Here is a 21,409-nt window from a genome sequence, read left to right as displayed (position 1 = left end):
TTATCGGATAAATGTTTGGCATGCAAGTCGGTAGATGCCATTGCAGCGGCAGGAAAATTTTCTTTTGCTAAACGTTGTTTCATTGCTGATATAACTGAATTTATGGGAACTAAACAATGATAGTCCATCCGGGGCTTGCAGTTTTTGGGATTTTCCCTAAATAGGCTGCCTCCGTCCTATGTATCATCGACGCTTCCCCTCCTGAATTCCCCACTAAAAATTAGCTTGCATGCTGACAAATCATGTTGAACGAGATTTTGAAATTTCGAAACACTTGCTTAACGCAGGGTCGTTCCTAGCAATTTCCCTCGTTGTCGTCGCATTTATTTCTGCGATTTCCATCCCTGCCTTCTTCGCTCTTTGGCAACGTAATTATCAGGTGGAAAATGATTTTCTGAAATTGATCACGAAATTCAATACTGAAGAAGTCTTCACGGCGGCGGCAAGAAGTTTGTCAGAAAAAATACTGCACGGTAAAAATATCGATAGCAATCAGGACGCACAAATCCCTCTATTGCTGTTGTCGTTGTTGAATGAATATAGCTCCGAAAAAGTGCTGAAAATTTCCGATACGCTCGGTACGTCGACCTTTGAGGTCATTAAATCGGGAGCCCTGCCGCCGAGTATTAACTCGGTTCAAATGGCGACCCTGGTTACTCGTCTCATGATGTTCGATTCTGCTTATTGGCATGACGGTAAAAACAAGGAGCAGACGTTCCTCGTGGCGGCCAACGGTAATTTCGCGGTGTTTTCCAAAGACATTTACGCTCCACGAAGCGCGACAATATTGCGCGACGAAATGGAAATCATTCTAGAGCATATCAAGCAAACGGCGGTCTATGCTGCAACAGCTCTCCCAAGACAGATATGGGCAAAAAGATACGTTCACCCGTTCACAGGAGAAGAGACGTTGATTTGCTTTTCCCCTGTCTATGATAAACAAGGGCACATCGCGGCCTACGTCGGCACCAACGTCAGTGCTAGACACCTTTTAGACAGCAGTAACGCCACTAGGCTGTCCAGCGAGGAAGGTATACAGTTAATCACGCAAACTGGTGTTATCGCAGCATCGTCCGGTCAAATTGGACTTAATCCATCACGACAGAGCAATGCGTTCACAGCGTCCTTTTTCGGCGGCGCGACGGTCTCCGTGAATCTAGCAGAAGCCACAATTTCGTTTGAGCGACCAGCTCACTCGCTTACATGGCGTGTCATCTATACGATCAAAATACGCAATCTCTTTAACGCGTACATCATCTTTTTTTTACTGCTTACTGCGCTGTTTCTTATCCTCACGCTTGCTATTTTCCTTGGCAACAGATTCATTCGATTGCGGATCATAGCTCCAGCGCGGCAACGTGCTGCCGCATTAGAAGAAAGCGAACAATTCGTGCGCGGTGTGCTGTCTACAGCTCCAGTGGGTTTGGCAGTGATTGATCCCGCAGTGCCAAAGTTATTGATTTCCAATCCTATGTACGATCAAGGCATAAATCTGATCAAGACATTTGGCGCAGAAAATCTCGCAAAACTGCATAGCAGCCTCAGTAATGCGTCACCTGGTCAGATATCCATTCAGCTCATACAAGAAACGCTATCTAATGACGATCAACGTTCCTATTCAGTGAGGACATCTCAACAAACGTTGCATAAGAATGTTGCCTTAATTTTTGCGGTCTCCGATATCAGCGAGCAAAAGCGTGCGGAAGCAGAACTATTAGCATCGCGTAGCGCCGTCGAATCAGCGAATAAGGCGAAGGATGTATTTCTGGCGATGGTTAGCCATGAGCTCCGTACCCCTCTCTACGGCGTTTTGACATCACTGGAGCTACTGACTACAACTTCGCTAGGTGAGTCGCAGCGATACTTTCTGGATGTAATGGAGAGTTCAACCAGAAATTTACTTGAGCTGATCAACGATCTCTTGGATTTTTCAAAAATCGACGCAAACAAATTCACATTATCCGAACGCAGTGTCCATTTGATTCCCGAACTCGAAGCCATTGGGAGAGCTTGCGCAACGCGCGCACGCCTGCAAGGTATCACTTTTGACTGGATGTTGGATCCGACACTTTCCCCTGCTGTCACGACCGATCCGGTTCGTCTCGCGCAAATTGTCACCAACCTAGTGAGTAATGCTATCAAATTTACTCCTAGCGGATTTGTGGCATTGACCGCTAAACTAGAAGGCATCTCAGACGGTCGCGGTCAAATCGCTGTCACCGTGCAGGATAGCGGTATTGGTATCGCAGCGTCGGAGTTGGAAAATTTATTCAAGCCATTTTCGCAAATAGGCAGTCATGAAGTACATGCATCTGGAACCGGCTTGGGACTTTCTATCAGCCGCAAATTAGCCGCCCTGCTTGGCGGAGAAATCTGCGTTGACAGCGAAAAAGGAAGAGGCAGTTCTTTCACCCTCAGACTGAGCTTACCTTGGGCAGAATCGGTATTGCCCCAGCACCAATCCAATGATCTCTTCGCCTACCATACGACACTCAAACGACGTCAATGGTATTTGCAATCCCTGATTCGTCAAGCTGGATTGACGCCAATCCCGGCTTCGAAGGAAGATAACGTCGGCGCGACAATCTCAGGAGTGATTGCATTTGCCGATGAAGCAGAGGAAATCGGCACTCCCTCCAGAATTGTGCTAATTGCGTCGAGTGCTCCTGAAGTTGACAATAAAGTCACCCAAATCGGAGTCCAGCACATTTGTGCGTTTAGTCAGGCACACATGATCGATTGCATTCGTGGTCAATATTTGCCTGGTGGCTTATCCCCAATACCGGACGCCGCAAGCGACTCAGCGCCATTTGCTTTCTATGTTTTGGTCATTGACGATCACTCTGTCAACGGCACGATCTTGGCATGCCAGCTTGAAGCGCTGGGCTGCCTGGTCGATGTCTACGATAATCCTGAGGAAGCACTAGCCGCCTTCGATCCAGATTCTCACCAATTGATTCTGACGGATATGAATATGCCTGGAATAACGGGCGAACAGCTCGCCGTCCGTACAAAGGAGATCGCAGTGCATGTTCCCATTATTGCGGCAACTGCCGACGTTGCCGTGGAAGTTTCCGCCAGTAACCCAATATTCGATTTCGTACTTATCAGGCCATTTAGCGCCAAACAATTGGCTGCGGCGATTAATGCACTTGTGGAAAGAGGCGTGCTGAGAGGAAATGCTAGCGCTTTTCAAGCCACGGCGCAATGCCGTATGCCTCGACCGCTCGGTTATGATTTACGGCAAAAAATGACAACCCTAACCAACGTCGATCTAGAGCGATGTTCCGTGGCCATACAGATTGCGGATACACAAGAATTATTCCGGTTAGCCCATCGCATGCGAGGTGCGTTTCTGGCAATTGACATGGCGGATCTGGCAATCCTTTGTGGACACCTGGAGCATGCAGCTTCTACCGGCTGTCTTGATCGTGCGCCTTTGCTACTAACGGAGATCAAACGAGAATGGCTTGTGGCTCAAGTCCCAAATCACGTCACATCATTACCTTAGCTGCCCACCTCATGCGCATTGGTCACAAAGCGACATTTTTGTGGCGATATGGAGTGCCTGTCTCATGTCCGTTTTAATATCTTCGACATCCTCCAAGCCAACCGAAATTCTTACCAAACCGTATGGTATGCCAATCTGTTCCAAGTCTATGGTCGCTTCTCTTGCGAAGCCACCATAGTGATAGCACAACGACTCAATATTTCCAAAGGTGGTGCCTATCCTAATCAGTCGAAGATGACGAACAAAGACCATGCCAGCTTCTTTCGATGGGAAAACCAGCGCGATGAGGCCTGTATGACACGCAGTGTCGATCCCGTTCGACTTTGCACTATTGGTAGACCATACTCCACGCCACTCTAATTCCGGAAATTCTTCATCTATCATCCTGGTAATCGCAAGTGCATTCTCGGCATGCTTTTGTAATCTCAACGGAAGTGTCCTAAGTCCGCGTATCGTAAGCCATGCCGAAAATGGGTCCAATATGAGGCCCGTGTTATTTCGATTGTGTTTCAACGCCTTGAAAATATCTGCGTCATTCGTACTGATCATGCCGCCGATTACATCGCCATGGCCATTGATATGCTTGGTGATCGAATATAAGGTAATTACCGCCCCCAAAGAAAGGGGCTTTTGGCATACCGGACTGAGGAAGGTATTGTCCACAACGAGAAGAATACTATATTTTTCACACAACTTTGCCAAGGCTCGAATATTGATATCTAAAAAAGCCGGATTGGTTGGCGCTTCTATAAATATCATCTTCGTGTTCTTACGAATCGCGGTCTCGAATACATCGGTCTCATATTCCCTGATAATCGAAATTTCTATTCCGCGATTTTTTACTTCATAGTCAAGCTGGTCAACGATTTCATAAAATATACTGTGCGGTACGATGATGTGATCGCCTGCCTTCAAGAGGGTTCGAAAAACAAGCAGGCAGGCTGTCATCCCGCTATTGACCGCCATGCTATGTGCGCATTGCTCAATTGAGCGAAATTTCGTCTCCAAAATGGAGACCGTAGGATTGGCGTAACGTTGATATGCGAAATTTTCCACATCAACGTTACTCAGCATTTCCAGACCTTCCTCCGCAGAATTGAGCAGCATAGCAGAATTGCTGACTAACGGCGGGACCGGAAATTGATCCAATCCTACCTCATGCTGTCCCAGATGGATTGCCTTTGTTGCCGGTCCCAATGGCGAGGAAAGTAAAAATTCTCTACGCGACATCCCCTCTTGCCTCGAAAAATCTTTTCCCGATGAACTCATAAATGACCTGATTGATTCAAATATTAATTATCCAAATACGTTCAGGCATATTGGAAAATGTTATTGCTCATTTCTACCACCGAGCAAGGCCACACCGTATGCGTCAAGGCGAGCCCCAACGAAACTAGCCGATACAGAAGTTAGGCTGAGCAGTTCCTTCATTGATTATTCAACTATATTGATAAGATGGGACAACCCTTCCTCCGAGCGAAACAATGGAGAATCTTTCCATTTTTGGCATGACTGCGCATGCCAAGCTGACTTGACTGTCGCTTGAATGAAGTTCCTTCAGCCAGATAGGAAAATCCGCTTTGAGGCATTCTCTTTTCAAGTGGGACAAGTGCTGGTCCAGGAACATTTCTTCTGGATCTTTAGGCATCAAGCAAAGACTTATTTTAGCGCGTTGTCTTGCATCAAACTGCAAGCGCAGGCAACGTAGCAGACGTTGATACTTGGTGAGATTTTCAATTGACCTTGACCATTCATGTGATACATGGTCAACTCCTTCCGCGACTTTATATTGTTGCACCAATTCCTTGATCGCTCTTGCTGCGGCATGACTGGGATAAAGCGAACAGCCTCCGCCAATCACATGTACATCAGAAATCCTTTTGTCTTGGCAATAAGCGATAAAGACTGGGTAATCTATCTGGCTGGTGACGTTATATACCTGAATGGAAGCGCCGATGGCGTCTTCAGCATCGCGCAAAATTTGCAATAGCGGAGCAGGCATTGAATCAGGAATAATGCTTCTCATGGGTTCTTCTACATCATAAAAGAAATGCTGTGCGATGAAGCGCCCAACACTGTGGCGTTCTACCACCTCGCTCGCCGCATGTATCGCCGCCTCGGTGAAGCCGAATCCCGCAGCAATGCCGGTGCCACACGAGTATCGCCGGGCGGCGCTATAGTCGGCATCGTCTCCGGGAAGGCAATTGTCAGCATATTGATGGTTAATCAGAAACGACGGGTAGAGGAGCCCAACGTCTCCGGACACCGCATCTGCATCGAAGGTGAGTGCAGATATCTGCGACGGTTGCGAACGACCAAGCAATCGCATCGGGAGTATACCGCTCAACGCTGGTTGCGAAGCGACGGCATCAAACAGCTGCAATGAACTGGATGCGTGAAGACAGATCGGTCCCATATAATGCTCGTAAGCCTCGTATTTTGCACCGACGCGCGCTTCCAGTTCGTACCCTTTACCGCAACCTACGCAATCTTCCATACTGCCGCAGGGAAAATGAAGCGTCGCGACCGTACTGGACAGGGGACTACCGTAACGATCGACGGTCAGTCCTATTGCTTCGTTAAAAAAATGTTTATCAATGGCGACCTCTGCGTCTTGCAACGAGAGCGATCGTTCTGGAGCAATCGTTTTCACAGGCAAAATCACTTTCACGAAAAAAATAAAAATGAGGCGGAAAAACCACCTCATTACACTTTCGTCTTTACTCGGTCAGTAGAGCCAGCTCTTCCGGAGTAAGGTCTTTTCCTGGCTGAACGGTCTCCATTTCATCATGCGTGGATTGATCGTTTTGATGAAATTCGTTGATGTACATGCAGCACCACATTCCCATGAAAATCTCCTTGAATTATTGAAAACAAACTCAGTATCGAAATAAAGTCGATGACACATACACCTCCCATCGACACTTACCGAATCCACATAGATTCAGGTAAGAATTATGTCCATAGGAAGCAATAGTTGATTTGGGAATATTCCCAAAAAGACTTTTCCTTCGAAATCAGAACGACTTGGAATTCGCGCCGTTGATCGTCCAAATTATTGATCTGGTTTAGGAGATTCTGACCAACGGGAGAGTGAGTTTTTCGGCAAACTATTTTCTTGATGCAGGAGGTTTGCCACGTGACCTGCCCCCGACATTAGCCTCATAACGTAGTAGATGTTGCGGCTGACCGAAAATTTACTCTGGGTCAAGATCAATCAGCACCAACAGTATGCCACCCGTGCCGATGCCGAATCAGCGATTAAAAGGAGTACATCGAAATTTTCTACAACCGCCAGCGGCGTCATTCGCGCCTTGGCTACATTTCACCAGCACAGTTCGTTGAGAATTTCAGAGAAACTGAACTGACTGCTTGAGACGGAAGTGTCCGTTATTGACAGTGCATCTCAAATTGAGGGGAGCAGGTCAGGGGGATTACCTAGCGGATTACTCCCCTCCCGTATACTCGATTATGTGGACAACGATGCCGCTCTGATAGTGCTGGAGAAATTAAGGAATTTTTGGGAATACTCCCAAAACAAATTGAGATGAATCCTTGCATAATTACGTCATGATATTTTCCACCTTTCGCGCACCTTCTCGAGTACTGATACGAGGCCAACGTGACGAGGTCTCACAGGAAATTGAGCGGCTCGTACAAGCTCACCCTCTTTACCCGGTCCTGAGCAGCATGCCTGAAGTCGGCGTCAGGACAGCGGCCAGACTCCTCACAGAAGTCGCCTGCAAAACCTTCGCTTCGGCATCACTTAGCCGCCTATGCCGGACTGGCGCCAATCACCCGCCGATCCGGCTCGTCTATCCGTGGAGAGCATCCTTCCAGGCGAGGAAACAAGATCCTGAAACGAGCACTATTCCTCTCTGCCTTCGCCGCGTTACGCGATCCAATCTTTCGAACTTATTACACACGAAAAATTAAGCAGGGGAAAAGACATAACCAAGCCCTCATCGCACTCGCCCGTCGACGCTCTGACGTGCTTTACGCAATGATGCGTGACGGGACACTTTATTGCCCCGCACCGCTCGCAAACGCTTGACAAACCAGATAGGGACCCCCCCTTAATGAGGAAATAAATGTCGCATGACGATAACGCGTTATCTATCCGTTGGGCCGAGAAACCGGCGTTGGCAGCCCACGTTGCCGATTTTTTTTACGCCCATGCAGGCCCCTATTACATCTCCCATGCAGAACTGCAAGGTGGCCGCGCACTGGCACCAGGATGTTGGCATCCGGATATTCGGAAAATAATCCATGCACAAGCACAGCGGATTTTGAAACAGGCGACACATGATGGCACCACCGATGGCATTGCTTGTGCTTGGCTGGAGGGCAAGCTGGTCGGGATTGCGTTTGTCAGCTTTCGTGCGATCGCCCATGCCGGGCAGTTTGCGATGTTGGATGACCTGATTGTGGCGTCGACCGTCCGCAGTTTGGGTGTCGATCAGCAACTCATCGAATGGATCGCTCAGCGCGTCAAGCATTACGGCGTCAAGCGCCTGTTTCTCGCAAGCGGCTTGGCCAACGCCGGCGCTCATGGCTTTTTGCACGCGCCGGTTTTCAGCAAACGTCCGTCGTCATGATGCGCGATCTCTAGGTCCCACGTAACCTCAGGTGTTTCTATATTTGGCGATAAAGCCGTACTTCACTTGAGGTCGGTTGCGAAGTAGCCGAGCGCCTTTTTTAAGATGTCACGCTCCGTCTTATCCTTCGCTAGCTCGCGCCGCATGCGCTCGTATTCTTGGCTTGAAACCTTCTCAATCCCGCCACAGTCTGCCTGGCTCTCGCCGCTGGACTCTCTGCACCAGCGACCGAGCAAATTGGCACCGACACCTAGGTCGCGCGCGATTGCTACCTTGCTGGCGCCGGGTTGATGTGCCAATTTGAGTGCTTCGCGTTTAAACTCTTCAGAAAATAACCGTCTTTCACGTGCCATGTAATATCTCCGATAGTGTCATCATATTTATCGAAAGTGTCCGTCACGCTGGGGGAAGGCCAGTCCTTACTCTGTCAATCAACAACGTGTTCACACCAGGTATGAATATTGTTCCATCGCCGAAAACGCAATGGGGAGATATCAGGCAATCATTGGCTCGCGGCTGCGGGAGCATTGCTGCATGGGCGGCCAACATATCGTAACCGACATCGATATGATGACCTTCAATCGGACGCGGGTACGCTTAAAATCCGCTCACAATAAGCTCATTCTATTATTATCCATACACAAATATGGAGCGTTTGCACCGATTACAAGACAGTTAGTAGATCGATATGTTGCAACACACGATCGATCGTGATAGTGATAGGGTAGATATCGAAATCGCCACTCATTGATGCCACCACTTGGCGTAAAGTTCACGCCGCGAGAGCTCATCGATGTGGTCGCCAGAAGCCGTTGTGGAATGGGTTAGAGCAGGTTGTCGTCAGGGGCAACGATAGCCCGGCATATTGCGATTGTTATATGGATATATCGGAGCAGAATATCTTGCTAGTCATCAGGATTTGTTTTAATAATAAATTGGGGCACAAGCCATCGACAAATCAAGCGGTGTCCAAGAAAAAATAGTTCAAGGAGTTCGACTTCCCGGCATCCGCACTCTCTTGCATTGAGATACCCGCAGTAATTTTCCGTCAATGTTTACCCAACAATTCTTCGCCAACGTCCTACCTCTGCGCTCCTATCAGCACGATGTGAGCAAGATCGGATTGTCTTGTATTTAGGGATGGGCAATTCAGGCTTTGCAGGATCATATGCCTTATAGAGAGAGGAATCCGCGCGTCACCGAACCTTGATAACCAGGAGCAAATATATCATGTATAAAGCGGCCAGCAAGAATCAACTAGCAAAGAAACCAAGTAACCCAAGCTTACTAACTGAGGAGGGCGATACCGACTCAGAGGATGAGATAAGCGCAAATAGAAATTGGGGGTTGACAGCATCCCTCCGTCACCCAGAAAACGGTATGCAGGGCTGTGACATGCAGGCTGTACTCGCAGTTGCAGACACCTTGGATGAAGTGATTATGTTTCGTTCAACAGGTCCATGGTCTCTACGCTGGATTGAAAAGGGATTTCGGACTAAGAATTTCCATGTTAAGGGAAAAAGCTCGGATTGGGGGCCTCAAGCTGGCTTGGTACCCTACGACGGCATATATAGCAAAGTCGGCCACAACCCACAGCAAGCTGCAAACGGTACCAAAGCTAATCAAGATGGGATTAACGATAACTATGCTTCTACAACGCAATTGACTCTGTCATACGAAGATTTGCAGCGACAGCTGAATGATCGAGCAGGACAGCCTGCGCGACAAGCCATTCACAAGATGAAAGCTATTCCTGGCAGCCCCGATTATTTTTTGTTCGCTCGGCGCAGCGGCGATGGCAAAGAACTTTGTTTTCGCGCCGTTCAGAAAGGGGTCGCATATCAGATATGGGTTTATCCAGAAGAACTGGGTACAGATACGAAGATGCTAATGCAAGCGCATGATAAAGCAATACCCTTGAAAGTGATGACTTCGTCGGAAGTTGGTGCGAATAATCAACCGATGACCGGTGACTACGATCTGATGTCGATTTGCCCAAAATGGGGAAATTACGGCAGCCAGTCCACACAAGAAATTTCAAAGCAAGGCCTCGTATTTTCCGGTACGAGGGGAGCCCAGCCCGGGCAAGTGTTTGAGGCAGGTGTAGGGCTGGATAAGGTACTCGACATGAGAACCAACACAGGCGCACGCCCAGGAGGGGGAGTTACCGACGCGACATATCAAGGATTGACCAAAAAAGACGCGGGTAAGCTTCAAGAACATAATGATATGGGGAATATCACTCCTCGAATTTTACGCTGCATTAACGAATTAAATAGGGCGATGGGTGCTGTCGATGAAAACGCACCGTTTAGGCGAGTTCATCACAATGCGGAGTCGCATCGCAATCACATATTCGGCGCACTCACCAAGATGGAATTGGAGAAAGGGGAGGGGCTTCCTATTACCGTATTTCAGCCTTCATCCCTTCAGATTGCTGGTTCACCGACACAAAAATATCTGGATGTGAGTACCTTTGAAACATTCAGCGAATTTGAAGCCTACGTATCACTACTTCATGAAGCCGGGTATTATGTGCCGAAAAACTGGACTTGGGGCATGTCAATTCGAGATAAATATAAATTGTAATAGTTACCCGTATCAAAATAGGGCGGCCCTAAATGAAAACATTAACTATCCGCTTTCGGACATCAATTGTGGTAGCGGATGCAACATCGTCTGTTGACATAGAATTTTTTATAGTCTAGGTGTCGTGACCTGAATTTCAAACTGGTCCGACTTGCATTTGAGGGTTTTTTCATCCAAGAATAACTTGTAGTAGTTCCGACTTGATCGGACAGTAAGGCCTTGCCAAAGGGTGGGGTTACCCGGTTTGACAGAGGTGCTTAAACAGCTCGCCTAAGGTGCGGAGGATGCGCGTTATCGCCGTGCAGCCTTGTCGGGCGACACCATCGCCAGGTATGCTAAAAGCTACCCTTGGCCGGCGTTCCTGTAACGACGATCAGCTCGTTATTGGTTCCCGCCTGCCAGAGCTTGACTTGGGTTGGGTCATTTTCGTTGCGCACGATACATTTCCACGCGACATCTTGCATGGTGGGAAGCTCGACGCTACCTTTCCAGGTAGGATAAGCGCTGACGTCCGTCAGGCGTACAGCTTTGGCCGGATCCCAATTTCCCAATTCGCTGGCACTTCCCACCACATAAACGCTATCTCCTTGCTGGGTGATACCCTTATCGCATTGGAACTGAATCGTGGTCTTGGCGTTGGCCGGACCACTACGCCAAACGCGGATGTGGCTGCCGTCGCTACTATCGAACGTGACTGCTGGCGTCGTTACCCCGTTAGCAACCTGGCTCGGATCTGCGAGCGTTGAATCCAGAGCAATGACGAGCTGTTGTTGACTTCCCTTGACGATTGCCACTAGACCGCCGTAGCCATTGCTGAACTGGATTTCCGAGTCGGACCGAATCCCCGCTTGACGACGCGCCTGGATCAGTAGGCGCAGGTAGTCGTGTTGTGTCCCGTTATACATGTGGGGCCAATAAACCGTCGGTGTGCCGGGGCTTAACAAAATGTAGGTATAGGCCTGCTTGACCAGCTTGTCAGGCAAGACCCAATGATGTTGGCCGTTACTAGGCGGCGCCGGCGAATAGCCTGTATCGTGGTTATCGACGAACGTGACTGCCACTTCGCGCCAACGAATTTCAGGATTACCGTTCAGGCCCTGACGCCAATCGCTGATGGAACCATTTTGCATGCGCTCCTTAAGCGCAAAGTCGAAGATGCCGCAGCCGGAGTGGTCCGACCAATCTTTCAGCACATCTTGCCAACTGGCTTTGCTGCGCGGATCGCTTGTGGGGTATTCATTGGGGGCTTTCCAGAGCTCGCCGACACAGAAGCCGCTATCCAGTGTGTCGGTCATCCAGCTCTGCACATGCTCCGGTGCATAGCCGCGCACGTAGTCAAATCGAAACCCGCCTGCACCGTAGCGATCACGCAGTCGAATTAGTTCATCCTTGAACAGATTGGCGATCAACGGGTTGGCAATATTCAAGTCAGCATCCCCGCTCATGAAGGGATCACCGTCATCGCAATCGTTCGCTCCATTCGCAACGGGAGCGCAATCGCTGCGCCAGACCTTACCATCCTTGGGTAGCGCATCCATGGGGTATTGACGATCGCGGTGATTGGGAACAATGTCATAAATGATTTTGATACGCGCCGCCGTCAATGCTTGCGCCGCTTGTTGCAGTTGGAAATCCGTGCCGTAGTGGCTATTTTTGTCGAAATCACGCCAGAAATAACCTTCACCGCCGCCGGAGGCGCCGGTCTTGTCATCTTTCCAGTAGGAGTCGTCACGCCATGGCGGTGGCATCCATATTGCGGTAAATCCATCTGCGGCCACGGTTGGCGCCATCTGTTTCAAGGTGTCATACCATGGTGGTGAAGCTCGCGCGGAATTCCAATGAAATCCCTGCAAAATAATTTCATTCCCGTCGCCATATCGGACACCTCCAGGACTTTTCTCTGCGTAGGCAGTCCGTGGCGCGATTATCAGCGCGAACGACGCGATCAGAAAAAAAAACGCGCCGTTGATCAATAAGTGGCGTGAAACCATGTGACACCTCCTTATTATCCAAATAGATATTGATTCTGCATATCCATAGCTGCCAGCTGCGGAAGCCACATGTCGACGCCCCCTCTGTGCCTGCACCGAACCACGCATAGTATCTCGCTCAAGATAGGCTATTGGACAACGGATTTCTCCTGTCATTTTTAACAGGTTACAAGATTTTTCTTTAATATTACTATCATAGGCTGTGAATACCTCCTGCGGTCGAGCTGGCATTGCGGATTCTGCTGCGCGATATGAAATCGATTGCGCGTACAACCCGCTAAGGAGCAACGCGACGCCTTTCGCGACTGTCCCGATCAAGATCAAGACACACTACTCAATAGCCGCGTGTTGACATGTTATGCCCCCGCGGCATATCTGGAAAAACTGGCCTCGCGATCGATTCAGGAGACGGTGCGTATTCCATGAAACGATCACAATGCGACATTCTACGGGGTGGACCTGAGTGCGATCTACGGCGGCTTGACGGTGTTTTTCGAGGTATCGTAGGCGTTGTGCCCATCGGCGACAGCGTGTGAGTGCGCTGGGACGATTCCGGAACGCCTTTCGCTGGCGGACAGGTGAATCAAGGTGATCTGCATCAGGTGCTGTGCTTGCGTTGGTCGAAGAGGCAGTTCATGGTAGGCCGTTTCACATCGTTCTACCGCGCGCAACACCAGAGCGGCACGGCGCTGGATCCGGAGCCACGGACTACCTGGGGCAAGCTAGACCTGCCTAGTGCCTCGCATCCAGAGTCGTCCGAACATGACTATCTGGCCGAGTTGTTGGTACGTGACGATATGGCACAGGAAGGGAGCGATGCAGAACGGTCATGTAGCGGGCGGTGACACTCTGTAATATCCGACGCGGCCGCCACCAACATGGCGACGTTTGAGCGCATCGAATAGGCTAGGCGGACACCAGTTGCCGAGCCGAGGTAGGGCAGGCGGTGATTCACCGTGTCGGACATCACGCTACGACGAAGAATGCCCGTACGCGTCGGTGGGAAACGGCACTCACATGGATCGCCCCACCAATTGATCTTGCCCCTACATAGCCGGACACAGGCTAGCGCCTAAATTGCGTCATATGATCTGCTTGGATACATTCCGCTTTTCATGGTCATAGACATAACATAGAAAATACACCATTGTTTTCATACGGAAATGTACTAGGTTGGTTACGCGGGGGATGCGACGCACGTTAGATAATTCTTTTGCAATCTGTTCGAGTCGTTCTTTGGGCGCTATGGTCCCCTGATCTGTGAAAGGGGAGTGATATGAAAGAATTCCGACAACTAATCCGAAGGCGTTTCTTGTATGACGATGCTGGGAGACCAAGAAACATTCAGCGATTAATCGCGATTATTTGGTTTGGTATACTTCTAGCAAGCCTGATAGCCGGAGCAGAGCTATGGCGCGATACTCGGCGGTCGGCAGCAGAGTTTCAGGTTTTCGTGCTTGGCGCTATCGCTTGCGTCGCTATCTACTGGTTATGCATTGCAAAAGATGAACTTGTACTGGCGGGCGACGTGAAGATCATTGCTGTCATCAGCGAAAAGCATCACAAAAAACTACGACGACTGGCAAGGCAGCAGGATACAACGTTCGGCGACATCATTGAACAACTGATGGATGTCATCGTGAATGCCAGGTTTCAAGTGCTTAAATCTCCCAATGATGCATCGGTGAGGTACGATTCAACGAATCAACGTTTGGTCAGTAACGCTAAAGCCAAGTAACGGCCGGGCCGGGGTAGTGATACACCGGCTCCTTTTTTATCGACCAAGCAGATCATTCATGTCGAATCAAGCATTAGTGATGGTCCGAAAATCACCAGGCAGGTCACTATCGCCAGCGAGGAAATGCGAAGGTTTTTCTCCTCCCGATCACTACTGTGCACCCAAGGTCTACTCCCGGAATCTTAAGACGCGTTATCGTCCCGCCGCACAATCACACAAATGCGCTTGCAGCCCAGTGCTATGAACGCCGACATCAAATTACCGAACTTCAGAAAGCATGTGCAATATCTGTGGGCGCTTAACTGCCCAGTTTGCGCAGCATGAGCGACGGTGACGGTGACGGTGCGTGCTTAATTGATGCCGCCGGGCGAAGGATCTCGTCCCAGTGCGCGCGCAGGTGCTTGATATTCAGGGTACCGCCGATCATGGCTTTCAAGCCAGGATAGTCCGCTATAACGCCCGGAATATACAACTTTGTGTCGCCCAGGTCGCGGATGCGCGGAGCGAAGCGGAATCCCAGTAGGCGCATCAGAGCAAAACGTGGTCGGTGAAACCGGCAGTATCGGTGTAGTGCTATTCAATGCGTAAATCTGACTCGTGGTAGAGCAAGCTATCGAGCACATAGGTCCGGTATCGGGTTCGTCAAGCGCTTGCAAGCTGTGCGGGGAAATAATGTGTCCCGTCGCGCATCATTGCGTAAAGCACATCACAACGCCGGCGGGCAAGAGCGATCAGGACTTGATTGTGTCGTTTTCCTTGGCTGATCTTTCGGGCGTAGTCGGTACGTGAGACCGAATCGCGAAGCGCGGCGAAGGCCGAGAAGAGCAGCGTGCGTTTGAGCACTTTATTTTCACAGCGGGATGGGTGCTCGCCGCGAATCGACGAGCCGGATCGGCGCGTGACGGGCGCCAACCCTGCATAAGCCGCGAGGTGTGCGTGTGACGCAAATGCCTGGTGGCGACTTCAGTCAGGAGTCTCGTTGCCGTCCTGACGCCGACTCCTGGTATGCTGGTCAGGACCGAGTAAAGAGGGTGAGCTTGAACCAAGCCTTCAACCGCGATGGCGACTTCCTCACGTTGACCACGCAGTCCGGCAAGCTGATGCGCCAAGCGTGGCAACACAACTGTGGCGGCGTTGGTTCTTTGTACCACGACCGTTTGCTCTGAAAGTGCTTGGAATACTTCACGCGCCAAAGTTTTTCCGATGCGCGGTGCAAGCTTGCTGAGTCGGTTTGTCAGGCTCGCCTCGCTAACCGAGGCGAGCCTGGGCGGTGACGGGTATTCTCCGGACCACGTCCCTATCAGCGATCATCAGCCACCCACCAGGTCTAGTGACAACACCCTCCCGGATCATGGACGACTGGGGGCAGCAATCATGCCGGCCCTGGCTGGCCAACACCCCCGAGAATCGAGGTATGTATATTAACGAGGGCTATCTCGCTATCTCAAGACAGCATCACTTATGAAGCACTTATGAAGCACTTATAAAGAACACCAAAAAAGTCATTTGATTTCATATAAAGATATTTAAAAAATCTTTAATTTTTTTCAAAATCATCTTTAAAGTTATGCTTAACCGAGGCAAATATTTATGTCGCAAGGATGCGATGCTTCGTTGTTAAATCTAACTTTAATGTCGCGGAACACTGGTAGCGACGAAATCATCCTTTAAGAAATTTTCTGATTTTTTTAATGATATAGGTGTTTGTTGTAGCAGCTCCCTAATCGATGGCTGGTGAACCGGAAATCTGGTTGCAACGATTCTCTGATTCCTGCAGTGTCGATTTTCCTGAAACGGCCTGCTTGATAGCTCGGCCACCTGTTAAGGAGTAATAAAATGGCTGTGACGAGTGATGAAATTGCCAAGCACTATCCAATCCCTACCTATTCCTTTCGAGTGGCCGTCGGCGAAGAGATGATGGCTTTCAGCAAAGTCAGCGGCCTGAAGCATTCCCGCGACAAAATCGATTATCGTGATGGCATGGGGGGGCGTTTCCTCATGCCGGGAAAATTGGGCGACGTCGATCTCACCCTCACCCGAGGGATCGTACCCGCGCAAAGCCAGCTGTGGAAATGGCTGACAGGGGGCTCCGGCAACCTGATCGACAAAAAAGATATCTCGATCAGTTTGACCAATGAAGCCGGCACCGTCCTTTTCATGACGTGGAACGTGCGCAATTGCTTTCCGACGGCAATTTCCGCACCTAATTTAGATGCCAGCAGCAATGAAATCGCGATTGAAGAAGTGACTCTCTCGGCAGATGGATTTTCTCTGGAATGGCACTAAAAGAAAGAGTCGCTGATTCTTGGTTCCGGCGTGCAGCTTCGGCTCATGCTGTGATGACGCTAGGTTATCTACACGAACGGAGGCTGCAATGGCAGTTGAGACGAAATATCCTGGTGTTTACATCAGAGAGATAAAGAGCCAATTTTCCACGGTTGCTAGTGGTGCGACTGCGGTCCCGGTGTTTGCGCTTAACACTGCCAACGCTCCACTGATAAAAAAAACTACCAGGATTGCCGATTGGCTCTCTTTTACCAAAGCTGCGGTCGCAGCAACAGAGGAGTTCGAGTTCGACGCTGAGAACGTGCTTCATCTTTCAATGAAAACGTATTTCGACAATGGCGGCGGTTATTGCTACCTCACGCCGACAGATCGGCTACAGGACGATGTACCTGCTTTGGATGACGTAACGATGCTGGTTGCGGCCGGACAAGATATCAAAGGCGACGTAGTCATTCTTTGTCAATCCGGGAACACCCTGTTCGCAGTGCTGGACGCTCCTGACGAGGCGCTTACAGACAAATCTAGCGATTTGACAGACGGACTTGACACAAATTCGTTCGCTGCCGCTTATTACCCATGGTTAGAGGCCTCCTGGGCAGAAACAGAAATCCCCCCCAGTGCCGCTGTCGCAGGCATGATCTGCAGCGTCGACCGTCAGATCGGCGCCTGGAAAGCCCCTGCAAACGTAGTGCTGTCAGGTGGCCTCACCCCGAAGTACAAGGTCAGTGACGACGAACAGGGCCAGTACATGAACGGCAAGGCTGTCAATATGATTCGCGATTTTGGCCGCGGGCCGACGATATGGGGCGCGCGTACGCTCGATGCTGTGCCGGGCGGCGAATGGACTTACGTGCCGGTGCGGCGCCTGTTCAATGCCGTGGAAAAAGACGTCAAGCGCGCCGTTGCCTTTTCCCTGTTCGAGCCCAACACCCAGCCGACCTGGGAGCGCGTAAGGTCGGCCATCTCCAATTATCTTTATGCATTGTGGAGGCAAGGCGGCCTGTTTGGCGACAGGCCGGAGCAAGCTTATTTTGTGCAGATCGGCAAGGGTGTCACCATGACCGATGACGACATCACCAATGGCCGAATGATCGTCAAGATCGGCTTGGCGGCAATTCGACCTGCTGAATACATCATCTTGCAATTTACCCAGGATATGGTGACCGTCTGACGTGATGCAGGCCTACCGCCCCGCAGCTGGCCCGGTGTAGAAGTATCGTCCGATCGCGCACCCTATTTATTTCTGAAAGAGCCTATCATGCCAATTTCAACCTCGAATCTCAGTCCCGGCGTCTATGTCGAAGAAGTGAATAGCCTGCTGCTTTCCATACCTGCAGGCGCGACCGCCATTCCGGTATTTATTGGGCAGTTTCGCACACTGAACGGCAGTGTGGTGGATAATGCGGCATGTCTTCGCGTCGAAAACTGGCTTGACTTCACCAAGAAGTACGGCGATTCGGCGAATATGAGAGCGGTGCTGAAAGGCGGAGACCTTGAGCAGGACGTAAAATCTAAGAAGAAAGGTGGCGCGAATGCGGTAACGCGCGTTTTAGCGCCGGATGAATATACCGTCACGTATACGGCGCACCTTGGCTCCCTGTCGGTGCGTCACTATTTTGAGAATGGTGGCGGCCCATGCTACATACTGTCGGTGCATAATCGTGGAGACGACACAGAGCATCTGGCGATGGAGACCAAGATCGCTCGCTGCCCGGACATTTCCCTGATCTGTCTGTGCGAGGCGACCAGTAGCGATGAAGCTATGTATAACGCACTCAGCGGACTTCTGAATCGTGGCGAAGGCTATTTCCTGCTGGCCGATAGTATTGATGGCGAGACCCGTCCAAGCACTCCCGAGCAACACACCGCGGTTTATTTTCCTGCCTTGCAAACCGCTTACAGCCCACGCCCGGATGATAAGTACATCTATATAGGAGAAGGTCAAAACAAGACCTTATTCAGTTTGATTGAAAGTGACCCGTCAGAAGAGGAAAAGGCGGAGTACGCTGCCGTCAGCGCCGCAATTGATGCATTTGTTAAGAATGAAGCTGGACCGGTTTATTTGCGCGCTACCCCCGCCGTGGCCGGCGCCTATTGCAAGACTGACCGCGAGCGCGGCGTCTGGAAGGCGCCCGCGAATATCACCCTCAGCGGGGTGAGAGGACTTTACGATCATTCTGAAAGAGGCGGATCGACCACACCGATTGATGTTAGCAAGGGCATCAACCAGATCCGTTATTTCAGTGACCGTGGCGCCGTAATCTGGGGGGCACGCACCATGGTGCCGCAAGAAACGCCCACTTGGCTGTATATTCCGGTCCGACGCCTATTCAATGCCGCCGAACGCGATATCAAGGCCGCAATGCGCTTTGCTATTTTCGAGCCGAACAGCCAGTCGACCTGGGAAGCCGTGCGTGCAGCCGTCGACAACTATCTTTATGGCATCTGGCGCGATGGCGCACTGGCCGGTGCGACCCAGGAAGAAGCTTATTTCGTCGCCATCGGCAAAGACATCACCATGACCGACGCCGATATTGCCGAAGGAAAAATGATCGTGAAGATTGGCATGGCGGCGGTGCGCCCGGCGGAATTCATCATCCTGGAATTTACACAGGATGTGATGGTGGCCTGATCGCCGCATCGGAGTTCGCGTAAGGTCGTATGTGGTCACGTGTGGGCGGGCGCTAATTGCTGCATGCAATTAAATGAAATGCAGGCGACAGCGTCCCGACGCCAAACAATCCATTAGCGAGACGAAGATGAAACCAGGCGTAACCTATGTGGAATCGGTGTCCGAGCGAGCAGTGGTCGACGCACAAACGGCCATTCCGGTATTTGTTGGCTATAGCTGGAAAGTACCGGAAGAAATAGAGGGCAAAACAGGTGACAAAATAGCACCGGTCGTGCAACGCATAGACGTATTCACTGAGTATGAGGCAGCATTCGGCGGGCCGGTTTCGGCCGATGAGACGGGCAAAGCGAGTCGCTGTATTCTTCATGCCGCTGTTAGGCATTATTTTGACAACGAATGCGGACCCTGTTTTGTTGCTTCCGTCGGGACGTATGCGTCGTTGGCGGACGCGAGCTCGGAAGACATCGCTACCGCGTTGACGTCGACGAGCTTGTTTGCCGCCATTGCGCATGAACCATTGATTTCCCTGGTGGCGCTTCCTGATCTGGTGCTGTTTGACGAAAATGACGAAGGCGAAGTCGCAAAATTGCTGCAAGTATGGGCTGCAACGATGGCTGCGTGTGAACACTATCCCCACCTGTTTGCCTTGCTGGATCCGCCGGAAACATTGGAGGGCGCAAAACAGTGTTTGGCCTGGCTCAACACCGCTGAACTTCCTGGCGCCGGCCGCAGCGCGGCCTACTGGCCGCATCTGTCGACAGCGTTTGAAATCGATAACGTCACTGGCGTTCGTAAGGCTAAGGTGCTGCCGCCGTCAGCCGCGGTTGCCGCCGTGATCCAGCGCACTGACCGAGCACGCGGTATCTGGAAGGCTCCCGCCAACGAGGTGCTGCAACATATCATCAAGCCGATGCATTCCTCTCTGGAGGGCGACCAGCTGTTTGATAATAACCGCGTTTCCATCAACCTGATTCGCAGTTTTCCGATACGCGGCGTCAGGGTCTGGGGTTGTCGTACGCTGGAGCGGGAACCGGCGACGCCGTGGCGTTACGTCCAGGTGCGGCGCCTGGCCACCTATATCGAAACCAGCTTGGCCGAACGCGCGCGCTTTGCCGTATTCGAACCCAATAACGAAATTACCTGGTTGAAGATGAAGGGCATCTGCCACGCCTGGCTACGCAAGCTCTGGCAGAGCGGAGGTCTGTTCGGCGTCGCAGAGCAAGATGCCTTCGCGCTCTACGTTGGCCGCGGCGAAAGCATGACCGATGACGACATCGCATCAGGCAGGCTGATCATGGATATCGCCGTGGCATTGCTGTACCCAGCGGAATTCATTCATTTGCAAGTGCACTTCAACATCAACGATGGCATCGATGTAGAAGGCGAGCAACCACTATCCTTAGGCCGGAGCGTCATCATATGAGTATCTTTCAGCCTGAAGTTTCGCGGCACTTTCTGGCAACTTTCTTTTTTGAAGTGACTGCCGGCACGCCTAAGATACCCAGCATGATCGATATGCGGTTCCAGAGCATTTCCGGTCTTGGCAGAACGACCAATGTGCGCAGCGTCTACGAAGGTGGCGAAAATGTCGGCGCTCATCATCTGCCGGAGCAAATAGTGCATAACGAATTGGTTTTTACACGCGGCGTCATGTTGTTATCGCCGTTGACCATGGTATTCGGAGAAATGCTCAGTGATTTCAAGGTACGCAGAATCGACGTCGTCATCATGCTGCTCAATGCGCGTTTGCTTCCCAAGGCATGCTGGAGCATTTCAGATGCCGTGCCTAGCGGCTGGGACACCGGCGCTCTCGACGCCAATGACGACAAGGTGCTGATCAACACATTCAAGCTGAGATATCGCGACATAACACGTTTGGGGATCGTGGCATGACCATTGAAATCCGTGAACTGGTGATTGAGGCCCGCGTCACCGACGATCTGCCAGCCAAACGCGCTGACATCGGAGGAGCGCCAGTCCGCCAGCGGGCAGACGATGAACGTCTGATCGAAATAATCGTGCGGCGTGTGATGAGCCGGGTACGCGAACAGATGGAGCGATAGC

14 protein-coding genes and 4 pseudogenes are annotated in these 21,409 nt (G+C 50.9%); 12 read left to right on the top strand and 6 right to left on the bottom strand.

Annotation, left to right across the window (positions count from 1 at the left end; all coding sequences use genetic code 11):
• The first annotated feature begins 229 nt into the window (after nucleotides 1-229).
• On the top strand, nucleotides 230-3,511 hold the full coding sequence (locus KHU30_RS24735; RefSeq protein ID WP_211445252.1) for an ATP-binding protein: 3,282 nt from the start codon (nucleotides 230-232) through the stop codon (nucleotides 3,509-3,511).
• 9 nt (nucleotides 3,512-3,520) lie between these two features.
• Here KHU30_RS24735 and KHU30_RS24730 read toward each other — a convergent pair whose 3' ends face one another.
• Both KHU30_RS24730 and KHU30_RS24725 read right to left on the bottom strand, forming a co-directional pair.
• Nucleotides 3,521-4,741, bottom strand: coding sequence for a trans-sulfuration enzyme family protein (locus tag KHU30_RS24730; protein ID WP_211445251.1), 1,221 nt, complete (start codon nucleotides 4,739-4,741; stop codon nucleotides 3,521-3,523).
• 208 nt (nucleotides 4,742-4,949) lie between these two features.
• The gene (locus tag KHU30_RS24725; RefSeq protein ID WP_211445250.1) at nucleotides 4,950-6,218 is read right to left on the bottom strand and encodes a YcaO-like family protein; all 1,269 of its coding nucleotides are present in this window, start codon (nucleotides 6,216-6,218) and stop codon (nucleotides 4,950-4,952) included.
• Between the two features lie 558 nt (nucleotides 6,219-6,776).
• Between KHU30_RS24725 and KHU30_RS24720 the strand changes: the two are divergent.
• The 3 genes and pseudogenes from KHU30_RS24720 to KHU30_RS24710 all read left to right on the top strand — a co-directional run.
• Nucleotides 6,777-6,887: pseudogene (locus tag KHU30_RS24720) on the top strand (IS3 family transposase); the annotation flags it as partial.
• A gap of 227 nt (nucleotides 6,888-7,114) precedes the next feature.
• A pseudogene (locus KHU30_RS24715) lies at nucleotides 7,115-7,565 on the top strand (transposase); the annotation flags it as partial.
• A gap of 37 nt (nucleotides 7,566-7,602) precedes the next feature.
• Nucleotides 7,603-8,109 (top strand): GNAT family N-acetyltransferase, encoded by a 507-nt coding sequence (locus KHU30_RS24710; protein ID WP_211445249.1) that lies wholly within the window; start codon nucleotides 7,603-7,605, stop codon nucleotides 8,107-8,109.
• Between the two features lie 62 nt (nucleotides 8,110-8,171).
• Here the strand turns inward: KHU30_RS24710 and KHU30_RS24705 are convergent, their stop codons facing one another.
• Nucleotides 8,172-8,462, bottom strand: coding sequence for a transposase (locus KHU30_RS24705; RefSeq protein ID WP_211445248.1), 291 nt, complete (start codon nucleotides 8,460-8,462; stop codon nucleotides 8,172-8,174).
• Nucleotides 8,463-9,339: 877 nt separating this feature from the next.
• Here KHU30_RS24705 and KHU30_RS24700 point away from each other — a divergent pair.
• A complete protein-coding gene (locus KHU30_RS24700; protein WP_211445247.1) occupies nucleotides 9,340-10,698 on the top strand; it encodes an anthrax toxin-like adenylyl cyclase domain-containing protein in 1,359 nt (452 codons plus the stop codon).
• 335 nt (nucleotides 10,699-11,033) lie between these two features.
• On the opposite strand, the gene KHU30_RS24695 is transcribed toward KHU30_RS24700, so the two are convergent.
• Entirely contained in the window at nucleotides 11,034-12,689 is a 1,656-nt protein-coding gene (locus tag KHU30_RS24695; protein ID WP_211445246.1) for a glucan 1,4-alpha-maltotetraohydrolase domain-containing protein, read from the bottom strand.
• A gap of 1,276 nt (nucleotides 12,690-13,965) precedes the next feature.
• On the opposite strand from KHU30_RS24695, the gene KHU30_RS24690 reads away from it, so the two are divergent.
• Nucleotides 13,966-14,427 (top strand): hypothetical protein, encoded by a 462-nt coding sequence (locus KHU30_RS24690; protein ID WP_211445245.1) that lies wholly within the window; start codon nucleotides 13,966-13,968, stop codon nucleotides 14,425-14,427.
• Between the two features lie 301 nt (nucleotides 14,428-14,728).
• On the opposite strand, the pseudogene KHU30_RS24685 reads toward KHU30_RS24690, so the two are convergent.
• Nucleotides 14,729-15,063: pseudogene (locus KHU30_RS24685) on the bottom strand (Tn3 family transposase); the annotation flags it as partial.
• Between the two features lie 6 nt (nucleotides 15,064-15,069).
• Nucleotides 15,070-15,707 (bottom strand): annotated as a pseudogene (locus KHU30_RS24680) (transposase); the annotation flags it as partial.
• 556 nt (nucleotides 15,708-16,263) lie between these two features.
• On the opposite strand from KHU30_RS24680, the gene KHU30_RS24675 reads away from it, so the two are divergent.
• From KHU30_RS24675 to KHU30_RS24650, 6 genes are all read left to right on the top strand, one after another.
• Entirely contained in the window at nucleotides 16,264-16,713 is a 450-nt protein-coding gene (locus KHU30_RS24675) for a phage tail protein (protein ID WP_211445244.1), read from the top strand.
• 88 nt (nucleotides 16,714-16,801) lie between these two features.
• Nucleotides 16,802-17,884, top strand: a complete 1,083-nt coding sequence (locus KHU30_RS24670; RefSeq protein ID WP_211445243.1) for a phage tail sheath family protein — start codon at nucleotides 16,802-16,804, stop codon at nucleotides 17,882-17,884.
• A gap of 87 nt (nucleotides 17,885-17,971) precedes the next feature.
• Nucleotides 17,972-19,345: a phage tail sheath family protein gene (locus tag KHU30_RS24665; protein ID WP_211445242.1), complete on the top strand. Its 1,374-nt coding sequence runs from the start codon at nucleotides 17,972-17,974 to the stop codon at nucleotides 19,343-19,345.
• A gap of 127 nt (nucleotides 19,346-19,472) precedes the next feature.
• On the top strand, nucleotides 19,473-20,768 hold the full coding sequence (locus KHU30_RS24660) for a phage tail sheath family protein (protein WP_211445241.1): 1,296 nt from the start codon (nucleotides 19,473-19,475) through the stop codon (nucleotides 20,766-20,768).
• A complete protein-coding gene (locus KHU30_RS24655) occupies nucleotides 20,765-21,238 on the top strand; it encodes a phage tail protein (RefSeq protein WP_211445240.1) in 474 nt (157 codons plus the stop codon). Before KHU30_RS24660 ends, KHU30_RS24655 begins: the two co-directional genes overlap by 4 nt.
• Nucleotides 21,235-21,408 (top strand): DUF5908 family protein, encoded by a 174-nt coding sequence (locus tag KHU30_RS24650; RefSeq protein WP_211445239.1) that lies wholly within the window; start codon nucleotides 21,235-21,237, stop codon nucleotides 21,406-21,408. Before KHU30_RS24655 ends, KHU30_RS24650 begins: the two co-directional genes overlap by 4 nt.
• The last annotated feature ends 1 nt before the right edge of the window (nucleotide 21,409 follow it).

This window comes from Collimonas humicola, assembly GCF_018304945.1.
In the GTDB taxonomy this organism is placed as follows: Bacteria; Pseudomonadota; Gammaproteobacteria; order Burkholderiales; family Burkholderiaceae_D; genus Collimonas; species Collimonas humicola.
Note: the sequence above shows the minus strand (reverse complement) of the source record. Positions and strands in the feature narration are given on the sequence as shown.